The 17,395-nt window shown below is 40.2% G+C and carries 14 protein-coding genes and 1 pseudogene; 8 read left to right on the forward strand and 7 right to left on the reverse strand.

Annotated elements, in window-relative coordinates:
- Nucleotides 1-29: 29 nt before the first annotated feature.
- On the reverse strand, nucleotides 30-644 hold the full coding sequence (locus tag HH219_RS03770) for a PQ-loop domain-containing transporter (RefSeq protein WP_054205850.1): 615 nt from the start codon (nucleotides 642-644) through the stop codon (nucleotides 30-32).
- Nucleotides 645-943: 299 nt separating this feature from the next.
- On the opposite strand from HH219_RS03770, the gene HH219_RS03775 reads away from it, so the two are divergent.
- A complete protein-coding gene (locus tag HH219_RS03775) occupies nucleotides 944-2,080 on the forward strand; it encodes a PepSY-associated TM helix domain-containing protein (RefSeq protein ID WP_169326666.1) in 1,137 nt (378 codons plus the stop codon).
- Between the two features lie 44 nt (nucleotides 2,081-2,124).
- On the opposite strand, the gene HH219_RS03780 is transcribed toward HH219_RS03775, so the two are convergent.
- The 5 genes from HH219_RS03780 to HH219_RS03800 all read right to left on the reverse strand — a co-directional run bounded on the left by HH219_RS03780 (nucleotide 2,125) and on the right by HH219_RS03800 (nucleotide 8,422).
- Entirely contained in the window at nucleotides 2,125-4,968 is a 2,844-nt protein-coding gene (locus HH219_RS03780; RefSeq protein WP_169326711.1) for a hypothetical protein, read from the reverse strand.
- A gap of 95 nt (nucleotides 4,969-5,063) precedes the next feature.
- Nucleotides 5,064-5,309, reverse strand: a complete 246-nt coding sequence (locus HH219_RS03785; protein WP_157601505.1) for a hypothetical protein — start codon at nucleotides 5,307-5,309, stop codon at nucleotides 5,064-5,066.
- 95 nt (nucleotides 5,310-5,404) lie between these two features.
- Nucleotides 5,405-6,952, reverse strand: a complete 1,548-nt coding sequence (locus HH219_RS03790; RefSeq protein WP_054454321.1) for a PH domain-containing protein — start codon at nucleotides 6,950-6,952, stop codon at nucleotides 5,405-5,407.
- The gene (locus tag HH219_RS03795; RefSeq protein WP_169326667.1) at nucleotides 6,933-7,505 is read right to left on the reverse strand and encodes a PH domain-containing protein; all 573 of its coding nucleotides are present in this window, start codon (nucleotides 7,503-7,505) and stop codon (nucleotides 6,933-6,935) included. Before HH219_RS03795 ends, HH219_RS03790 begins: the two co-directional genes overlap by 20 nt.
- 65 nt (nucleotides 7,506-7,570) lie before the next feature.
- Nucleotides 7,571-8,422, reverse strand: a complete 852-nt coding sequence (locus tag HH219_RS03800; RefSeq protein WP_054205844.1) for a D-hexose-6-phosphate mutarotase — start codon at nucleotides 8,420-8,422, stop codon at nucleotides 7,571-7,573.
- A 336-nt stretch (nucleotides 8,423-8,758) separates the two neighbouring features.
- Here HH219_RS03800 and HH219_RS03805 point away from each other — a divergent pair, with 336 nt between their 5' ends.
- The 7 genes and pseudogenes from HH219_RS03805 to HH219_RS03835 form a co-directional block, all read left to right on the forward strand.
- Nucleotides 8,759-9,262 carry a MarR family winged helix-turn-helix transcriptional regulator gene (locus HH219_RS03805; RefSeq protein WP_054205843.1) on the forward strand — a complete coding sequence of 168 codons (504 nt, stop codon included), beginning with the start codon at nucleotides 8,759-8,761 and terminating at the stop codon, nucleotides 9,260-9,262.
- 97 nt (nucleotides 9,263-9,359) lie between these two features.
- Nucleotides 9,360-10,658, forward strand: a complete 1,299-nt coding sequence (locus HH219_RS03810) for a porin (RefSeq protein ID WP_169326668.1) — start codon at nucleotides 9,360-9,362, stop codon at nucleotides 10,656-10,658.
- A gap of 190 nt (nucleotides 10,659-10,848) precedes the next feature.
- A complete protein-coding gene (locus HH219_RS03815; RefSeq protein ID WP_054205841.1) occupies nucleotides 10,849-11,316 on the forward strand; it encodes a sigma-70 family RNA polymerase sigma factor in 468 nt (155 codons plus the stop codon).
- Nucleotides 11,317-11,332: 16 nt separating this feature from the next.
- Nucleotides 11,333-12,277: a FecR domain-containing protein gene (locus HH219_RS03820; RefSeq protein ID WP_169326669.1), complete on the forward strand. Its 945-nt coding sequence runs from the start codon at nucleotides 11,333-11,335 to the stop codon at nucleotides 12,275-12,277.
- A 91-nt stretch (nucleotides 12,278-12,368) separates the two neighbouring features.
- Nucleotides 12,369-14,999, forward strand: coding sequence for a TonB-dependent receptor (locus HH219_RS03825; RefSeq protein WP_169326670.1), 2,631 nt, complete (start codon nucleotides 12,369-12,371; stop codon nucleotides 14,997-14,999).
- A gap of 91 nt (nucleotides 15,000-15,090) precedes the next feature.
- The gene (locus HH219_RS03830; protein ID WP_169326671.1) at nucleotides 15,091-15,678 is read left to right on the forward strand and encodes a biliverdin-producing heme oxygenase; all 588 of its coding nucleotides are present in this window, start codon (nucleotides 15,091-15,093) and stop codon (nucleotides 15,676-15,678) included.
- A pseudogene (locus HH219_RS03835) lies at nucleotides 15,675-16,070 on the forward strand (YbaN family protein); the annotation flags it as partial. The gene HH219_RS03830 and the pseudogene HH219_RS03835, both read left to right, overlap by 4 nt.
- Nucleotides 16,071-16,239: 169 nt before the next feature.
- On the opposite strand, the gene HH219_RS03840 reads toward HH219_RS03835, so the two are convergent.
- Entirely contained in the window at nucleotides 16,240-16,998 is a 759-nt protein-coding gene (locus HH219_RS03840; protein WP_169326672.1) for a transporter substrate-binding domain-containing protein, read from the reverse strand.
- Between the last annotated feature and the right edge of the window lie 397 nt (nucleotides 16,999-17,395).

The following is a 17,395-nucleotide window of genomic DNA, read 5'->3' on the forward strand; positions in this document are numbered from 1 at the left end:
GAATTAATTGTTGACTATTCAAACACATTTTAGATTATTGCAGGGCGCATTTTATAGTATTGAATACAGCCCAGTTGTGCGGCATTAGTAAGTAGTATCATCACAAATGTTAAGATATGCGAAGTGCTTGGTACAACCATCGCCAATTCTGCAAATAAACCACACACACCCGCTAAAAATTGCAGGCTAAAGTAACGCGCACTTAAGTTACTTATATCGCCACTGCGTAGTGTTTTATAAGTTTGTGGCATTACCCTTACCGAACTCATAATTAGCCCTACAAACGTTAACCACGTCAGCACTTTTGCAATCTCAAGCTCAGGGTTTAGTAAGAGTAAAAATGGTAAAAGTGAGAAGCCAAGCATCGCTGCTAATTGAATTCGCTCCTCTCGCTTTGCGTTATAACGGGCAAAATAGTACAAAATCAAGCCGCTTAAACCACCAGTCACTACAAACGGTAACACCATGTAATACCGCTCAAAGTACAAATTAAAAGTAATAAAGTAGACACTTTGCGCAACACCAAATGTCATCATCAATAACGATAACCCTGACACACTGCGATTTTTACGTATTTTATTAAGTAACGGTAAAAAACTAAATACTAGAATAAATGATGATAATATCGGCAGATAATGCGCCAAAATAAACCTCGCTCGTTATTAATTGGTTAATAAGTTATCAGACTTTAAACAAAACAAATTAAAATTGTAAATCACTGTTTTTATTTGTTTTATGTAAGGCGCGGCATTGTAATGATCTTCCTCAAACAAGCAACCATTGAACAAAATAAACTCACTCGTCAACTGGCAAGTTACCATTACAGTTCCTGTTATCTCCCGCTGATTTACTGCTGTAAATGTTAAAAAACAATAACAGCAATTGAAATAACATTGCGAATTGTTATCATGCGTCATTATTTATTGTTGTGATTACTGGGTTTATGAGAAAAACACTGTTTAAAGTTCATAGTTGGTTTGCTCTTTGTGCATTGATCCCACTGATTGTGATCAGCATTACTGGCAGCATATTAGTATTTAAAAGTGAAATAGACGGTTTGCTCATGCCTGACAGCCACTTTGTTGTGCCGTCGTCCTCTGAGCGAAAGCCAATCGATAGCTTAATTACCATTACCGAAAATGCATTCCCACGATTCGTGATCGGGAGCTGGGAAATATTTAGTGATGATACTGCTGATCGGGTTTATTTAGTTGAACGCGGAACGGGGATTTGGCATAAATTTCATTTAAATCAATATACAGGTGACATTCTCTCCCAACCGGTAGGCACTAGTCACTATTTCACTGATTGGTTTTTAGAACTACATTACACTTTTTTACTCAACGACATAAAAGCACTGCCAGGGCAAACGGGCACTGTTTTAGGGTTTTTCTTCGCATTGTTTTTACTTGTACTAGGTATTACAGGGTTAATTATTTATCGTAAATTTTGGCAGCGTTTATTCTCAGTGCGCTGGCGTGCAACGTTACAAATAGTGCTGAGTGACATTCACAAAATGACAGGTGTGCTTGGCTCGCCGATTATTTTAATTTTAGCGATCACGGGGGGTTATTTTAACTGGGCTGTGTGGTATCACGAGGTGATTGAACATGCAGAAGAAGAACACTTTGTACTGACCAAAAACCTGCACAGCGATGCCATTAATTTTCAAGCTATTCTTGATGATAGTAAAAAGCAAATACCAACGTTTAATACCACTTTTTTAGTTATGCCATTAGAGCCTGATGAAAATATTACCTTATTTGGTGAAGTTGATAGCAACAACCCATTAGCCAGTGAATACGCAAATACTGTTACTTACAACAAGTTAACCGGAAAACACATGGCTAACTGGGATATTCGCGAAGTAGCCGTAGGCTGGAAAGTTATTGATAGTTTTAGAAAATTACACTTTGGCTACTTTGCAGGGTTAATCAGTAAAATTCTATGGTGCGTGATTGGTTTAAGCCCTGTATGGCTTGCAGGTACTGGCTTTTACCTATGGTTTAGCCGCAGAAAACGTAAAAAACAATCGCAAAAAAACCGACAGCAAAAGCAACAACACCCATTAAACAAATAACGAATAGATAAGCTGAAAGAGGCCTTTAAAAGCCTCTTTCACTATTAAAGAGAATAATAAAACCCTAACCAACCTCTAAGCTCATCTTCAAAGCTGTCACCTTCAACCCTGACTAAACCAAAATCAAAATTAAGATCACTTAGACCCGCAGGGCCTAAGCCAAAATTGAAAGGGCCTTGCCACTTCAATCCATAGCTTTGTGCGTATACTTGGCTATCCACCTGGTGCTGTTTATAGTAAAGCCATGGCATTCCCTCTTCCAAGCTAATACCGCCGCCATACCCCTGATAACGTTGACCTACAGTGCTATAAAAGGGAAGCTCGGGTGAAAATACAATGTCACTGTGCGTTTTAGCTGAAATCAGCGAGGAACTAAAGCCACCTATTACAAGGTGTGTATCATCACGATATTGCTGCTGATAACTAACGTACATTGGTACATCATAGGCTTGTCCAAACACCTTCGCAGCTAAATCATAACCTTGCCAACTCTTTGCTTGTGCTTTGCCTGTGTACCATCGGGCATTAACCTCCTGGCCAATAGCAAATACTTGCTGATCATAATGCCATGATTGCTTCACACCTGCTCGTAACCATTGGCTAGCATTATCTTTAAGGGATTTATCTGCATACTCATAATCGGTGTAGTTATATGCCAACTCCGGAGCTAGCTTAAATTCGCCAAAGCGTAGTGGCAGATTTGCAGACAGATAACCCCCAGTTGCAACATAATGCGCACTTAAGGCTGTTTGATACTGTTTTTCGGCATTAAGGTCATACGAAAATAACTCGGCATTAATTTTAACGGGGAGGGCACTGTATCGCACTTGCCCAAACGCCCCTTTAAGTGCAGAGTCATGTAGATCAATACTGTATCCTGCTTGCCAATCTAACTGCTTAAGTAAGTCACTGCCTTTTACACTTAGACTAAATAACGATGCTGACGCTGAGTTATATTGCTCCCCCAGTGCTAAAGTGGCTTTTTGTTGCCAAATATCATAATTAGTTTGCTCACCTATCGGCTGCATATAAACTTTAGCATCAGGCAAAGTATGCTCATCAACAACCAACTTCGGGGCTATACTATTTGGCGCAAAATCAGTGACCAGCTCTGCATTATCACCGACTCTTAGTTGCATCACATCGGGGCCATCGCTGCCAATAGAAAAATACAGCATTGAGTCATCTAGCATAGCAAGTGGGTTAGCAACAGCCTGCTGCCCTTGAGTTAATTTGTGTAAGCTTTTATCGGCTAAATTGTAGCGATAAATATCTGTAGCACCATTTAAGCCAGCAACAAAAAGTACCGAAGCTCCATCACTGCTCCAACTCGGCTGAGAAAGATATTGATAACCTACGGGCATGGGCACCGCGACCGTTTTAGCACCATGCAAATCTTGTATATACAACTGCCAATTATGATTAAACTCGGTTTTTATAAACGCTAACTGCTGCTGATCTGGACTAAGGACTGGATAGTCATAAACAACTGCTAAATCTTTCTCAAATAATGCGTGACTTACACCTGTTTGGACATCAAATCGAACTAATTCAGAATAGCCACCACGCACTTGCTCTGCATAGAGTGTTTGGCCATTATCAGTAATACTAAAACGTCTAATACCTGCCAAGTTAGTCAGTTTCTCAATGTCACCGGTTTGCGTATTCCAGCTAAAAATATCTGCAACTCGGTTGTTAGCGCCCTCCTCCTCAGTACTAAAAGCGCCAAAATAAATTACCTCATCATTTAACCATTGTGGATTTTGAATACCCGCATGATTAATCTGGTTAAGAATGTGCTTTTGCTTACGCTTAAATACACTTGGCGCAGTATCTATAATATCGTTTGGATCGTCAGCTAATAGCGCTTGCTGCTGCTTATTAAACCTCTTTGATGCCTCTTCGTTATCTTGCGTGCTATAAACTTTAAGTTGAGTTTTACCATCACGGTCGCGTTCAACCACAGCTAACTGTTGATTGTTTGGTGATAATGCAGGGTTACTCGCATATAAATCTAGTTCAAGCCACAGCTTACTTGTAAGCGCCTGTTCGCCCTGCTCTTTGCTCATAGCTTGAAAAGTATATTCAGCAACAAAACGACGGTAAAGCTTACTCGGTGAATCATTAAAAACGCCTGCAAAAGCCTCATCAAATTCACGATTTTTAACACCTTGCATCCGCGTCCATACTGCATCTAGCGTTTGCTGCGAGTAATTAAGTTCGAGCCAATTCAAATAGCGCACACCCATTAAATACGCCATTGAGCCAGCCATAAAGCCACCTTCGGTGCTATTTAACTGCCCATAAGTTGGCAATGCGCCTTGTTGTGCAAACTCAATCAGTATCGCTTCGCTATAATTATCAAAGAGCCGCCCGCGCCCGGTCATTTTAGATTCAAGCAAAGTTGCATACCCTTCAGCTGCCCAACGCGGTATTTCGCTATGCGCGATATCATATACATCCCATATATCGCGCAATTCTTGGCGCCAATGACTTCGCGTTGGCTGCGCTAAATGAACTAAATGAATATATTCATGCAAAACAAGAAGCTGTTGCCAACCACTGCTATTTGAAATAACGGTATCTGACTGCGGGGGGGTGGTAAAAAGCGCCATCAATGGTTTATTAGATACTGGTAATGCAAAACCATTGGCGGCATTAAGAGGATCAAACACCACCACATCGACGGTTTCGTCAAGCGCGCGGTTTTGTTGTTTGAGTACTTTACTACGAACAATTTCGAGTTCATTGGCTGCTGAGCGAGCCCAATCAGCACTTTCGGGGCTAAAGTGAACATTAAAATGCTTAGTATGAATAGTTTGCCATTGCACAGCGGCCTGTGCGTTAGTAGCAACTAATAGCGCTGCGGCAAGTAAGGTCTTTTTCATCATGATCCCTGAATCTTTATATTGGCGTTATTATGGCCATAACCAAGATAAAAAGAGAGCATTAAAATGTAAGAAAGCGTGTGCTACTTTTACAACTAATCAAGCTCCAGCGGTCGCACTAAACTGACCAGCATACTGACGATAAAAATTGAGATAACAAACACAAATACGGTACGTAATACCCCTAATCCTGCGCTATACATGGCTAAAGTGATCAAGCCTCCAATAACGAACACGCCACAACGGGCACATAATTGTGATTTTTTACTCTCGCAACGCACATTACACATTAGTACCAGCACACAGCAAAAAGCAATTAAACAAAGCGTTAATGCCATCATAACCTCCAATGAATGAGATAAGGTGGCATTAAGTATAGTGAGAATTAAAAATAGATCAATGCAATTGATAACTATTTGCAATTGGGTTTATTTAACTACATCCAACTGCGTTGATCTGATTCAGCTTGAAATAAAGTAAAGTCAATTATCTCATTTGCTACATCTGCCTTGAGGTATGGCATTGAAACAGTGCCTGCCGCAAGTTGTATATACATGCTTTTCAAGCCGCTTTTACGCATAAAATAAGTGCTTACACTATACGTACTTTGTGCTTTGTATAATTCAAACACACGGTATTGAACACCGATCATACCACTGCGAAATACACCGTAATAGCGACCTTTATATTGATAGAAATAGTAGCCATAACGCTTATAAGATAAATAAACTAACATGCTGAGTAGGGTAAAACTAAGCGCACTATAAAAGGGGTTTATTACTTCATTAAAGTAACCAAATATAGCAAAGATCAAACTCGGCAAAAATGCATATAAGAATAGATTTTTAATCAATAACGCCTTTTCGACTCCTTTAAAATTCAACGTTTTAAAATCAAATCCCTCGGTATTAATCCAAGGGTGCACCCATTGGCAAGCTTGCTTTACCTGCTCCAGTGTTAGCACCGGCATGACTAAGCTTTGCTTACTTTTAGCGCCCGCAGTAAACCCACCGCTGGTTGCTTGCAAGCATTGCACTGTATAGCGCTTTAATAAACGTGCGACAAGGTTTTGTTTAATAAGCATAGATTGAACTTTATCAAGACTCACTGATAACTGGTGACGCTCTAATAGCCCAGATATACGCTTAAATTTTCCACCATGAAAGTACAGCTCATAATTATAAAAGCGGATCAACGACATTAACACCGACAGTAATACTGCGATTAGCACAATAAATACGAATAATGAAAAAACAGCGAGTGCAGCTGCATTTACCAGCATGCCTACTTCTTGTTGATAAAAAGACTCAAGACGGTTAATGACTGCTTTTTCTAAAAACTCAAATACAACATTCATAAAAGGCGCAAGCGCTGCCAGCGCTAAAATCGCCATGTTCGACATCAGACCAAACTTTGCGACTTCTTTATTGCTTAATGTAAGGCACTGGTGTGGTTCACTTGCATCTAAATCATCCGCCTCTGGCGCAGTGGCATCTGGTTGTTGCGTTTGTTTGTAAGCCAGTACACGCTCACGCATCTGCTCTGCATAATTAACGGTAACGCCAGGCAAAACGGCCTCTTGGCTGGTACTCCCTGCGGCATCAAAAATGCAATTAACTAAGCCTAGCGGTTTAAAATAAAATGGTTCAGCGATATTAACGTTTTGTACGCGCAAAAAATTAAGAGTCAGGCGCTCTTTTTTAAATACACCTTTGTTGAGTAAGATTTCGTGATCATCAGAAATGCAATATCGAAAATTTATATAATAAGCAAACGAATAAACGAGTAATCCTACAACAGCCACCGCTCCCGCTATTTGACCCCAAAACAATTTGTCCTGTACCTGTGTGACAAATACAATGCCAATAGGCAAAAGGTTAAATATACCGTCTTTTACAAAACGAAAAGCAAAGTGCAGCACAAAATAAACCAGCGCCCAAGGCGATACTCGCTGCCATTTTAGATTACCCATTTGACTGCTCATTACCAGTGTCGATAACTTTTTCAATCACTAAATCTTCACTTTCGGTCGCTTGCCTGTCTTCGGTGTATTTTTGGATAAACTGACGGATATCTTTACAATCATCATGGCTTAACCCGCTAATATTTAAATCAGCGCTCATGCCACCTGCACTGTATAAACGTAAACTCGCAAGCCCTAGCCTTCGCTCCAACGGGCCCCTGTGAATTTCTGTGTGCTGTATGCGAGAAAGCGGTAAAATTGTTACTTGCTGCCAAATAACCCCTTTTTGATAAGCAATATCATGAGTACGTACTGCCACGCCCCTCAATCGCACACTTATCACATTGTAAGCTAACGAGATCAGTAAAATAATCGGCAAGCCAATCAATAAAGGCGTTTGTGCAAAATTAGAAAAATCGTCATTAAACACACATACACCAGCCAATACAGCCATAACTGGTACATAAAAAAGCAAACAACTAAGTTGTGTATAAAGTAATGCTTTGTCTGCAAGGGGTTTAAAGTCAATAATATGGTGTTTTGGTAAAGTATCTAGCTGATGGTTTTCGAACACAGTGGTTAAATCCTTAAAAAGCCAACCCACATAGTGAGTTGGCTTAAATGAGGTGAGTAAATAGACTATACCCAGCTAATTGTCGTAGCTAGGGTATGACTTTCACCGGGCGCAACAACCGCGCTGTCATTCATTACATTTGCGGCTTCTAAACAAAGCATTGTGTGATACTCATCGTCAGCAAAATTAGATAAGCGCTTTGATTTATCAATCCATGGATTCCACAATACACAAGAGCTTGAGTTCTCACGGCCGACTTCAATAATGCCATCTGGCGTGATAATACGCTGTGTTTCTGATGCTTGGGTATAAACCATATCTGTTTCACGAGCAAAACCAACTAGTTCATTTTGATCAAATGGCCCTTCATCAAACTCTATATACTTCGAACCTTGCAAGCCATCAACCTTAGTATCAACAATTGAAGGGGTGGGGAAATAAGTGTGTAATGCTTGGGTAAAGGTAATGGTTTCGCTGCTCAAATTTGTAGTCGTCAAACGCACTTCAAGTTTTGACGTTAAGATAAACTCAACTTTTAATTTAGATTTATGCGGCCAATAAGTTTCATCCACCTGTGCCATTGGTAAAGTTAAGCTCACTTTAATTTCATCATCTTGCTCAGCCACTTCATCTGCACGCCAAAGACTAGTGCGCGCAACACCATGAATCGGCCATTCTGGGTTAGGGTTTACGCCAAACCATGGCCAACAAATTGGAATGCCACCTCTAATGCCTTTACCTTCTTGGTAATCTTCCTCACTCGACACCCAAATTAATGGCTTTTTGCCGCTAGGTGTAAATTCAGTGAGTTGCGCACCTTGCAAGAAAATTTTAGCACTGCAAAACTCGCTTGCTACATTGATATATTCTAAGCCTGAATCAGTTTGTTCTATGCTTACAGATGGAGATAACTTCATAATACGTCCCATAAAAATGAAAAGCCTGTCACACCTTACCCAATACCTAACCAGTTAGTAAATATTATTTAGTGAGTTTTTATGTCAAATTTACAATTTCTCACTCTGTCGCTGTCTTTTAGCAAGATGAGTACTCTAAACAATTAATTAAAATGCATTGAAATGAAGTAATTTTGATTTCAACTCAAATTAAATAAAAAGCAATCATAGACCACTGTAAAGCTATTAATACGCCATTAATCACCTACATCTATTTGAACTCTATTTATTAGATGTGTAATATTTATTGATTGCGCTCGTACCTTGGCCGTAAATCACCTTCTAATGAGATAAAAAATGCAAAAATATGACGAGTTACTAGTTTCTTTACGCAAAGTGATCCGTGCGATTGACCTTCATTCTAAACAATTAAATAAAACATCAGGCCTCACCGGACCACAATTATTGATCATGACTGAAGTGGCGCAAACAGATGGCATTACGGCAAGTCGCATCGCTCAAAATGTAAATTTAAGCCCTGCCACGGTTACCAATATTTTAGATCGCTTAGAAAACCGAGATTTAGTCAGCCGTGTACGTAGTCAGCTAGATAAGCGCAGAGTAAGCCTCTACCTTACCGAAAGTGGTGAAACTATTTTGCAAGCCGCACCGCAACCGCTACAAGAGCATTTTATTGAGCAGTTTTCCGCACTTGAAGAATGGGAGCAAAGTCAGCTACTCTCATCAATGCAACGAATTGCAACCATGATGGACGCCCAAAGTCTCGATGCAGCCCCCCTGTTAGAAGTTGGAATAATAACTCGCCCAGCTGAAGGTAAGAGCTCAACTCAAACTAGTTAAAACAGCAACTTAAGATTATTCGATAAATTGAGATATTTGGGTTAAATTAAGAAATAGTTTATTCTATATATACTCATTTCGAATTTAGCGATTTATCATGCTTAAACTCTCACAGTTAGCCCTCGCGACCATGCTAGGCGCAACAACTAGCACTGCAAATGCATCTGATATCGATGCCATGCAAGCTCAGCTTAATCTGTTACAACAACAAATGCAGCAATTACAACAGCAACTTGCTGCTGAAAAAGCGAAACAAGCAAAGGTTAATCAACAGCTTGAAGAGCAAAATATAACCATCGCCAAGCAAGCTGAGAACAACACCGAAGCAGCCCAATCAGGTGTTAAATTTGGCGGCGCAATTCGTACTAATTACAGCCATACATCGTACAGTGATGGAAATAAAAATCGCGGCGGCGATTTTGACTTTGATATTTTCCGTTTAAATGTATCTGGCGAGGTTGGCGGTGTATTAATTGGCGGTGAAATTCGCTTTTTTGATTATATGACCGCAATTAAATCTGCATGGGCTGGTTATCAATTTGCTGATGATTGGCAAGTACAAGCTGGTATTACCAAAGTCCCATTTGGTAATGACCCCTATAACTCACATAACTACTTTTTTAGTACCAATTACTACATTGGTTTAGAAGACGATCATGATTTAGGCGTTATATTTAAACGCCAAGTCGCAGACAATTGGCAGCTTGACTTAGGTTTTTTCAAAAATGATGAACTTGGTGGGGTTGATGGTTATGTTGAAGATCGTAGTCACCGCTATTCATATGATATTGTAGGGAGCCGTCCTGTTGACGAGGGCATTTACGCACAGCCAACAAAAGAGCTTGGTGAATACAATACCTTTACAGGCCGCTATGCCTATTATTTTGACCATGGCGAAGGCATGACCACCGAAGTGGGTCTCTCAGCTCTAGCGGGTGGTTTACATGACGGCCAAGATCGCGCGGGCAGCTACAACGCCTGGGCGTTACACCTTAATAGCACCATTAATAAGTGGAATATTCAGCTACAACATGGCGAATATGACTATAACCTAGATGAAACCAACCGCATTGCTGTTGGTTCGTATGCGTTTTATGACTCGATTGCCGCCAGCGCAACCACGAGCACATTCAACGTAGCGTATAGCGTGCCTGTTCAATGGGGACCGGTCAGTAACCTGCAATTTTATAATGATTACGGCATTATTTACAACAAGTCTGATGAGAGTGCAAACACCTGGATGAATGTAACGGGTGTATCTGTCGCCGCTGGTGGCTTATTTACTTACTTTGATTTAGTGCACGCACGTAATCAGCCATTTGTTGGTGGTTCTAGTGCTGGCGACAGCGATGAAACAGAACGCCGCTTTAATATCAATATTGGTTACTATTTCTAAACCTCACTTTACTTAAACACCCAGTATGTATGCATACTGGGTGCTCACTTAACTTTTTTTAATACGTTATAAACTACAACCATAAGCCCTTTGCTTTGTGTGTACTCGAACACACAAACGATAACAATTGTCATTACTGATATAAACTGCTAGCATCCACCTCCTTTTTTAGAAACAAAACAGGTGTGAATTGGAACGATATTACGCTGAGGTCTTAAGCTTTATTTCTCGTTCAGTAGGCTGTCGAGATAAAGCGGAGAACATAGTTCAAGAGGCTTACACTCGCCTACTCAGCAACCGTACTAATAAACAAAGCCAAGACGATAACCATCAACGGGCGTTATTTTTTACCACCGCAAAAAATATTGTTATTGATCACTATAGACGTAGCAAAAAATTTGCAGAACCCGTTGAAATTGAACTGATCGCACCTACTGATTTTGAGCCTGAAGCAAAATTAGCCAGCCAGCAACAACTCAATTTACTTTATACTTGTATTGATCAGCTACCACTTAAAACTAAACAAGCATTTGTGCTTTATAAATTTAAAAATTTGAGTTATCAACAAGTCGCTGATCAAATGGGTATTTCTGTCAGTATGGTTGAAAAACATTTGGCAATCGCCATGCTGGCATGCCGCGATACACTAAAAAAATAATTATGAGAAAATGAAAATGGATCGTCATCAAACACAGTTGCAACTTCAGCAGCAAGCAAACGCTTGGCTTGAACAACAAAAAACGGGGCTTAATAAAAACCAACAGCACGCATTTTTAACATGGCTTAATACCAACCCCGAGCACCTGGCGGCATATCAGCAGAGCCAGCAAGTAGAGCAATTATTAACACAATTTTCTGATAATGATATTGCACAACTTAATATATCAACCACCAAGCGTGTATCACCATTGTGGGCGATTGCTGCGTGTGTGGCATTATTTATGGTCAGCATAACTAGTTATCAATTTTGGCCGCAAAATGACACCAGTGCACATTACAGCGCACAGTATCAATCAGCCCGAAGTGAGCAATTTGATGTTGCGCTGCCTGATGACTCGCAATTAAGCCTTGATGCGCAAACTCACCTGACATTAGCTTTCGATGCTAATCAACGGGTAAATAACCTCATCCAAGGCCGCGCGTTATTTGATGTTGCCAGCGATCCACACCGCCCTTTTATTGTCATCGCTGATAACACAAAAATAACCGTACTTGGGACACGCTTTAGTGTTGATAAAAAACAAAATAGCACACGAATCAGTGTCGAACACGGGCGTGTCAAAGTGCAAAACAAGCAACATTTAATTGAGTTAGTACAAGGCCAGCAAGTACTATTTAATGAGCAAGGTATGGCTGTACAAAACGTAAACCCACATCTTGTTGCTGCGTGGCGTGATGGGCGCTTAATATTTAATAACGCACCTTTGGATGAAGTGTTTGCTGAGTTTAATCGTTATCATGATACTCATTTTGAATTTACTGATAGCACGGTAAGCAATATGATGTTGTCGGGGACTTTTAGCGCAACAGATCTCGATAACTTTTTAAATTTACTCCCTCACGTTTTACCAGTTGAAATTAAAAATACTAATAATCATATAGTTATTAGTAAAATTTAATTAATTTTATATTTTTATAACTTTTTATTGAGGGATTCTCATTATCATTCGTTTTCATATAAACCAATTTGTTTTATATGGAACGATTACAATGCCAAAATACCAGCCTTACCATGCTAAGTTAACCCCGCTTGCCTTCGCATTGGGACTTGCTTTGAGCCTACCAACAATGGCTCAAAGCTCATCAACTATTGTAACCTTCAATATTGCGCAGCAGCCATTAAGTCAGGCACTCAATCAATTAGCAAAGCAAGCAGATATGAGCCTAATTGCTGATGCCGCTATTTTGCGAAATTTACAAGCACCTGCAGTGTATGGCCAAAGAACAATTCATGATGCGTTATCACATGCATTGCAAAATACAGGCATTAACGCGCAAATTATAGATAACACCATTATCATCAAAGCCGATATCGCGGCTGATACATCATCTCAAACACCTGATTTAAGTAAGACCCAGATCAATGAAAAAACGACAATAACAGACGATCAAAATATTGAAGTAATCGTGATCAATGGCGATAAAATAAACCTCAATCGCCATGAGCTTGACCGTAACAAGGGGAGCTCTAATTCAGACATATTTTCAACATTTACCGGTATTGATGCTAATAATTTACGCAATGAAGCTGGCGCATTAGATATAGGTATTCGAGGTGTGCAAGGCGAAGGCCGGGTACCTATTTTTATTGATGGCAGTTTGCAATCAACCCATACCAATCGCGGCTATATGGGTACTTCAGATCGCACTTATATCGATTCAGACCTAATCAGCACTGTTGCCGTAGAGAAAGGTTCGGCCATTAAAGGCGCTGCATTTAGTGCTGGTGCTATTGGCGGAACGGTTAATATTACCACCTTAAATACGAGTGATATTCTAAAGCCTAACGCCGATGTTGGCGCATTAATAAAACTCAAAACATACAATAATAATCACACACCAACCGTCAGTGATGATGCCAACCAGCAACAGTATTATCAGGTTCGTAACCACAATAGTAGCAGTGACTTTGATAATGGCGGCATCATGTTAGCTGGTGCCTATAAAACTGATCAGCTTAATGCTGTAATTGCTTATAGCCACAAAAAAACCGGCAACTACTTTGCTGGTAAGCACGGTTATGAAAATTTCGTTGAAAAATATGAGTGGGGAGGGGTTGGTTTACCACCAGTAAATCAAAATGGTGAAGTAGTAAACACCAGTTTTGAAAGTGAGTCTTATCTTGCAAAAATACAGTATGCTTTTAACGACGAACATAATATTGAGCTAAATACACGTCATCACCAACAAGAAGCGGGTGAAATGCTTGCATCATACTGGCACAAACAAAGAGAAGGCGATTTTTGGATGCAGCCTGACGGTGAGTATGGGTACGTTCCTGCAGGTATAGAAACCATGCCACAATGGCAGCCTGGCTCTGCAGTGGTTAATAGCGCAAACCTACTCTATCGTTTTTTACCAACTAACAATCCATTAATTGATTTGAAAATAAACGCATGGACAACGAATGCAAAACTACAACAGTACAATGCATTAGCAAGCAATTTTGGCCCTAATGCGCTGCAATACTTTCATGAATACAGTAACCAACGCCACGGTTTAGGTGTTTATAATACCTCTGCTTTTAATGTGATTTCAGTGCCGACCACATTGATGTATGGCCTTTCTTTACAAAACGAAATCCTTAAACCTAAAGCAGGGTCTCTAAAACACTTTTACGGGGATAAAACCACCTCTCGTGATGGCAAACAAACAATCCGTAGCTTATTCGTGAATGCACAGTTTGATTTAGATCCAATTGAGTTAACCGTGAACCTTAACCACCATGACTCACAGACTAAAGATAACCAAAGTGAACTGGCGCTAAATTTCGATCCAAAAACAGATTTTACAGCGCAGCTTTATTACAGCTTATTTGATAATACAGCACTAAAAGCGAAGTACAGCAAAGCGTACCGCATGCCAAACATATACGAAACGACCGTTTCAAATGAAGTGTTTTCATATTCGCCTGACTACCCTGTCACACCCGAAAACAGCAACACGTTTGAGCTAGGAATTGAAAGCCACTTTAGTGACACGTTAATTAAGGGTGATAGCCTAACGCTATCAGCTAACTATTTTGATACCCGAATTGAAAACATGTTGGCAACAGCGCAATTGCCAAACAAAGATCCTAATGCTCAACCATGGCAAGTAAAATATACCTTTACCAACTACGACAGCTTTGAATTACCGGGTATTGAACTTAACCTTAATTATAAAAGCGATTTATTCTACAGCACTATTTCATACACCAATTACACCAATATCAAAATATGCTCAGCGCTTATTGCAGATATTGAAGGGGTTAATAACTGTAACAATCAAGGTTTTTCGGGCAGCTTAACGCCTCTTCGTATTCCACCAAAAAGAAACATCGTCGCCACGATTGGTACGTCATTTATCAATAATCGCTTAGATACCGGACTTACCTATAAAGGGCACTCCGAAAAACACCACCCAGCCGGGTTCTTAAGTGGAACTGGCGCAAAAGCTATCAGCAAAATTCCTGCTAGCTACCAGCTTGATTTTTTTGCTAATTATAAATTTAACAACACATTTAGTGGCTATACCACTATCACTAATCTAACTGATAGATACACGGTGTCATCAGGCTCAATTGTTGCTATGCCTGAGCCAGGACGCACTATCACAATCGGCCTCGAGATCAAGCTATAACCCAATGATGGCGGCTAATTAGCCGCCACTTTGTACTTCACATTCCCAAATAAATATTTATAAACCGTCAATCCCATTAAGGAATCAAACAATGACAGCAGTAAGCACTCCATCTAGGGCACTAAAACTTCGCCAACACACCGCTGATTTACATGACAATATCGATAAAAGCATTATGGAAAAAGACCCATTCGCTAGCGTAGATAACTACGTGCAGTTTTTATCATTGCAATATCACTTTTTAAAAGATGTAGCGGCTTTATATGAACACAGTGAATTAAGTGAACATATTGATGACTTGGTAGCACGTCGTCGCTTAAGTTTATTAGAGCAAGACTTTATTGATTTAAGATGTAAATTGCCAACTATTACACTCAATCCTTTAGTTGATAACACTACAGATTTGGCAACCGCACTTGGTTGGTTATATGTTGTTGAAGGCTCAAAAGTAGGCGCAGCAATGTTAGGAAAACAAGTGCAAGTTCGTCTACAATATAACGGAGACTTTGCTGCTCGCTACTTAGCAGGACCAGGTGCTGGGCGTGGTAGTGCGTGGCGTCATCTAGTACAATTAATAGATAACATTGAGCTAAGCGATAAACAAGAGCAGGCACTTATCAACGGTGCTCGTCAAGCGTTCAGCCGCTTTCAACTATATCAGGCACACGTCTATTCATGAGCTTAAAGGTAACGTTAGTCGCGTATAAAAATGCTGGATACCAACTTCTCGGCTTAGCCCTAGTTGGGCTGGGGATCATTGGGATTGTTTTACCCGTTATGCCCACCACTATTTTCTTTATCTTGGCGCTGGCTTGCTTTACACGCTCATCACCTAAACTTACGGCATGGTTACTTAATCATCCAAGATATGGCGCAACACTGCGCCATTGGCAAGAACATAAAGTTGTGCCTATAAAGGCCAAATGGTTTGCAGGTATTGGCATGTTGTGTGGCTTCGTCTTATTGGCTATGTCATCACCATCGGGTTGGGTTCTCTACATGGTTGCCGTAATTGAGTCGTCAGTCATGATTTACTTATTGTCTCGACCATCCCGCCCAAGTCAACCCAAAGAAAAACAAATATCACAACAACAAGTTAAAATATTAGCCGCTTCAATTGCAATGCTAATTCATGCTGTCGTATTAACTGTTTTTATACATCAAGCAACTTCAGTGTAATTTTATAGTAAACCCACATCGGCACTGCATAGTTAGCTTGGCATGCTTCTTCAGTGCCGCTTTATAGTTCGCTAGCAGCCTGTGCCAAATATTGCCAAAATAACTCTACCTGCTGCGTGTTTTCCTGATAAAACACTTTATTAATTGGTAGATACAATTTTATTTCCATTATGTTGTGTTTAGTTATTGTCAGTTGCTCAGTTAAGTTCAATTTTTGGATGTAATGCTGAGCAACCTCACGCTCAAAAATGTACCCATCTAACTTATCTACAGCAACCAATTGCAAGCCACGTTCAAGCGAGAGCTGTGAATCAGCAAGTAAGCCCGCTTGTTGGAATGACTCATATGATAAATAGCCAAAAGGTGCTGATAACCCAAAACGCATATTAGCTCGATATAATAATTCGTTAAGTCCCTGCTTATTTACCAAAGGAGTGACTAAATGATCCCGATCAAATACACCGCCTTTTTTAACAATCAGCGGGTAGCTAGCTTTGGCTAAATAGGCTGCAACAGGTGGAAATTGATACTCGCGCGCTCGCTCATCTGTGCGCGCCATTGAAAATAAGCCTTGGGACTTATTTTGGCTTACATTTTGCTGACATTTTAACCATGAGCTACGTTGGTATTGTACTTTTAAATTGGCGTGTTTACCGGCGGCATTAATATTATCAATAATACTGCCTGTGGGTCTTTTCTCTATATTTTGCCCTAAAACATAAGGCGAAAAATCTTTTGCCTCTAGGCATAGCTGCATCAATGGTTTGGCGGCCACTGCAGGTATAAATAAAGCACATGCTATTAGTAAATAATACTTCATCACTAAGCCTCTAGAATATTATCTCTACCATTATAACATCTTACTTCCTTGGATTTGATAAGCCTCTAGATGGATTTTTAATCACTATCCTAGGGCGTGTTGACCTTTCGTGATTGATTTTGCAGCAGTATGTTTGGTATTTAGGCAAGGCAGCGCCTATGTAGTGTGGTTGTTCCCCATAAATAGGCGATAACGCAGTATAAATGCCAAACATGCGCTGCCCAAAGGGTTCTTCCTAGAGGCGATTAACTCTTTGTTGCTCGGTTTTTACTTAGCCCGCTAGGTTACAAACCTCGCGCCGCGATTAAATCGCCCCTAGATTGAACAAATTTCAATCCACAAAGGTCAACACGCCCTAGTAAACAATGTAAAGTTCGTAAATAATGTTGTGATAGCT

This window comes from Pseudoalteromonas sp. NEC-BIFX-2020_015, from assembly GCF_012952265.1.
GTDB lineage: Bacteria > Pseudomonadota > Gammaproteobacteria > Enterobacterales > Alteromonadaceae > Pseudoalteromonas > Pseudoalteromonas neustonica.

Bases quoted from the DNA above. Each gene is read 5' to 3' on its own strand.
- HH219_RS03825 (WP_169326670.1), top strand. From the start codon at position 12,369: ATGCCAAAATACCAGCCTTACCATGCTAAGTTAACCCCGCTTGCCTTC.
- HH219_RS03790 (WP_054454321.1), bottom strand. From the start codon at position 6,952: ATGAGCAGTCAAATGGGTAATCTAAAATGGCAGCGAGTATCGCCTTGG.
- HH219_RS03830 (WP_169326671.1), top strand. From the start codon at position 15,091: ATGACAGCAGTAAGCACTCCATCTAGGGCACTAAAACTTCGCCAACAC.
- HH219_RS03785 (WP_157601505.1), bottom strand. From the start codon at position 5,309: ATGATGGCATTAACGCTTTGTTTAATTGCTTTTTGCTGTGTGCTGGTA.
- HH219_RS03780 (WP_169326711.1), bottom strand. From the start codon at position 4,968: ATGAAAAAGACCTTACTTGCCGCAGCGCTATTAGTTGCTACTAACGCA.
- HH219_RS03800 (WP_054205844.1), bottom strand. From the start codon at position 8,422: ATGAAGTTATCTCCATCTGTAAGCATAGAACAAACTGATTCAGGCTTA.
- HH219_RS03805 (WP_054205843.1), top strand. From the start codon at position 8,759: ATGCAAAAATATGACGAGTTACTAGTTTCTTTACGCAAAGTGATCCGT.
- HH219_RS03810 (WP_169326668.1), top strand. From the start codon at position 9,360: ATGCTTAAACTCTCACAGTTAGCCCTCGCGACCATGCTAGGCGCAACA.
- HH219_RS03840 (WP_169326672.1), bottom strand. From the start codon at position 16,998: ATGAAGTATTATTTACTAATAGCATGTGCTTTATTTATACCTGCAGTG.
- HH219_RS03820 (WP_169326669.1), top strand. From the start codon at position 11,333: ATGGATCGTCATCAAACACAGTTGCAACTTCAGCAGCAAGCAAACGCT.
- HH219_RS03775 (WP_169326666.1), top strand. From the start codon at position 944: ATGAGAAAAACACTGTTTAAAGTTCATAGTTGGTTTGCTCTTTGTGCA.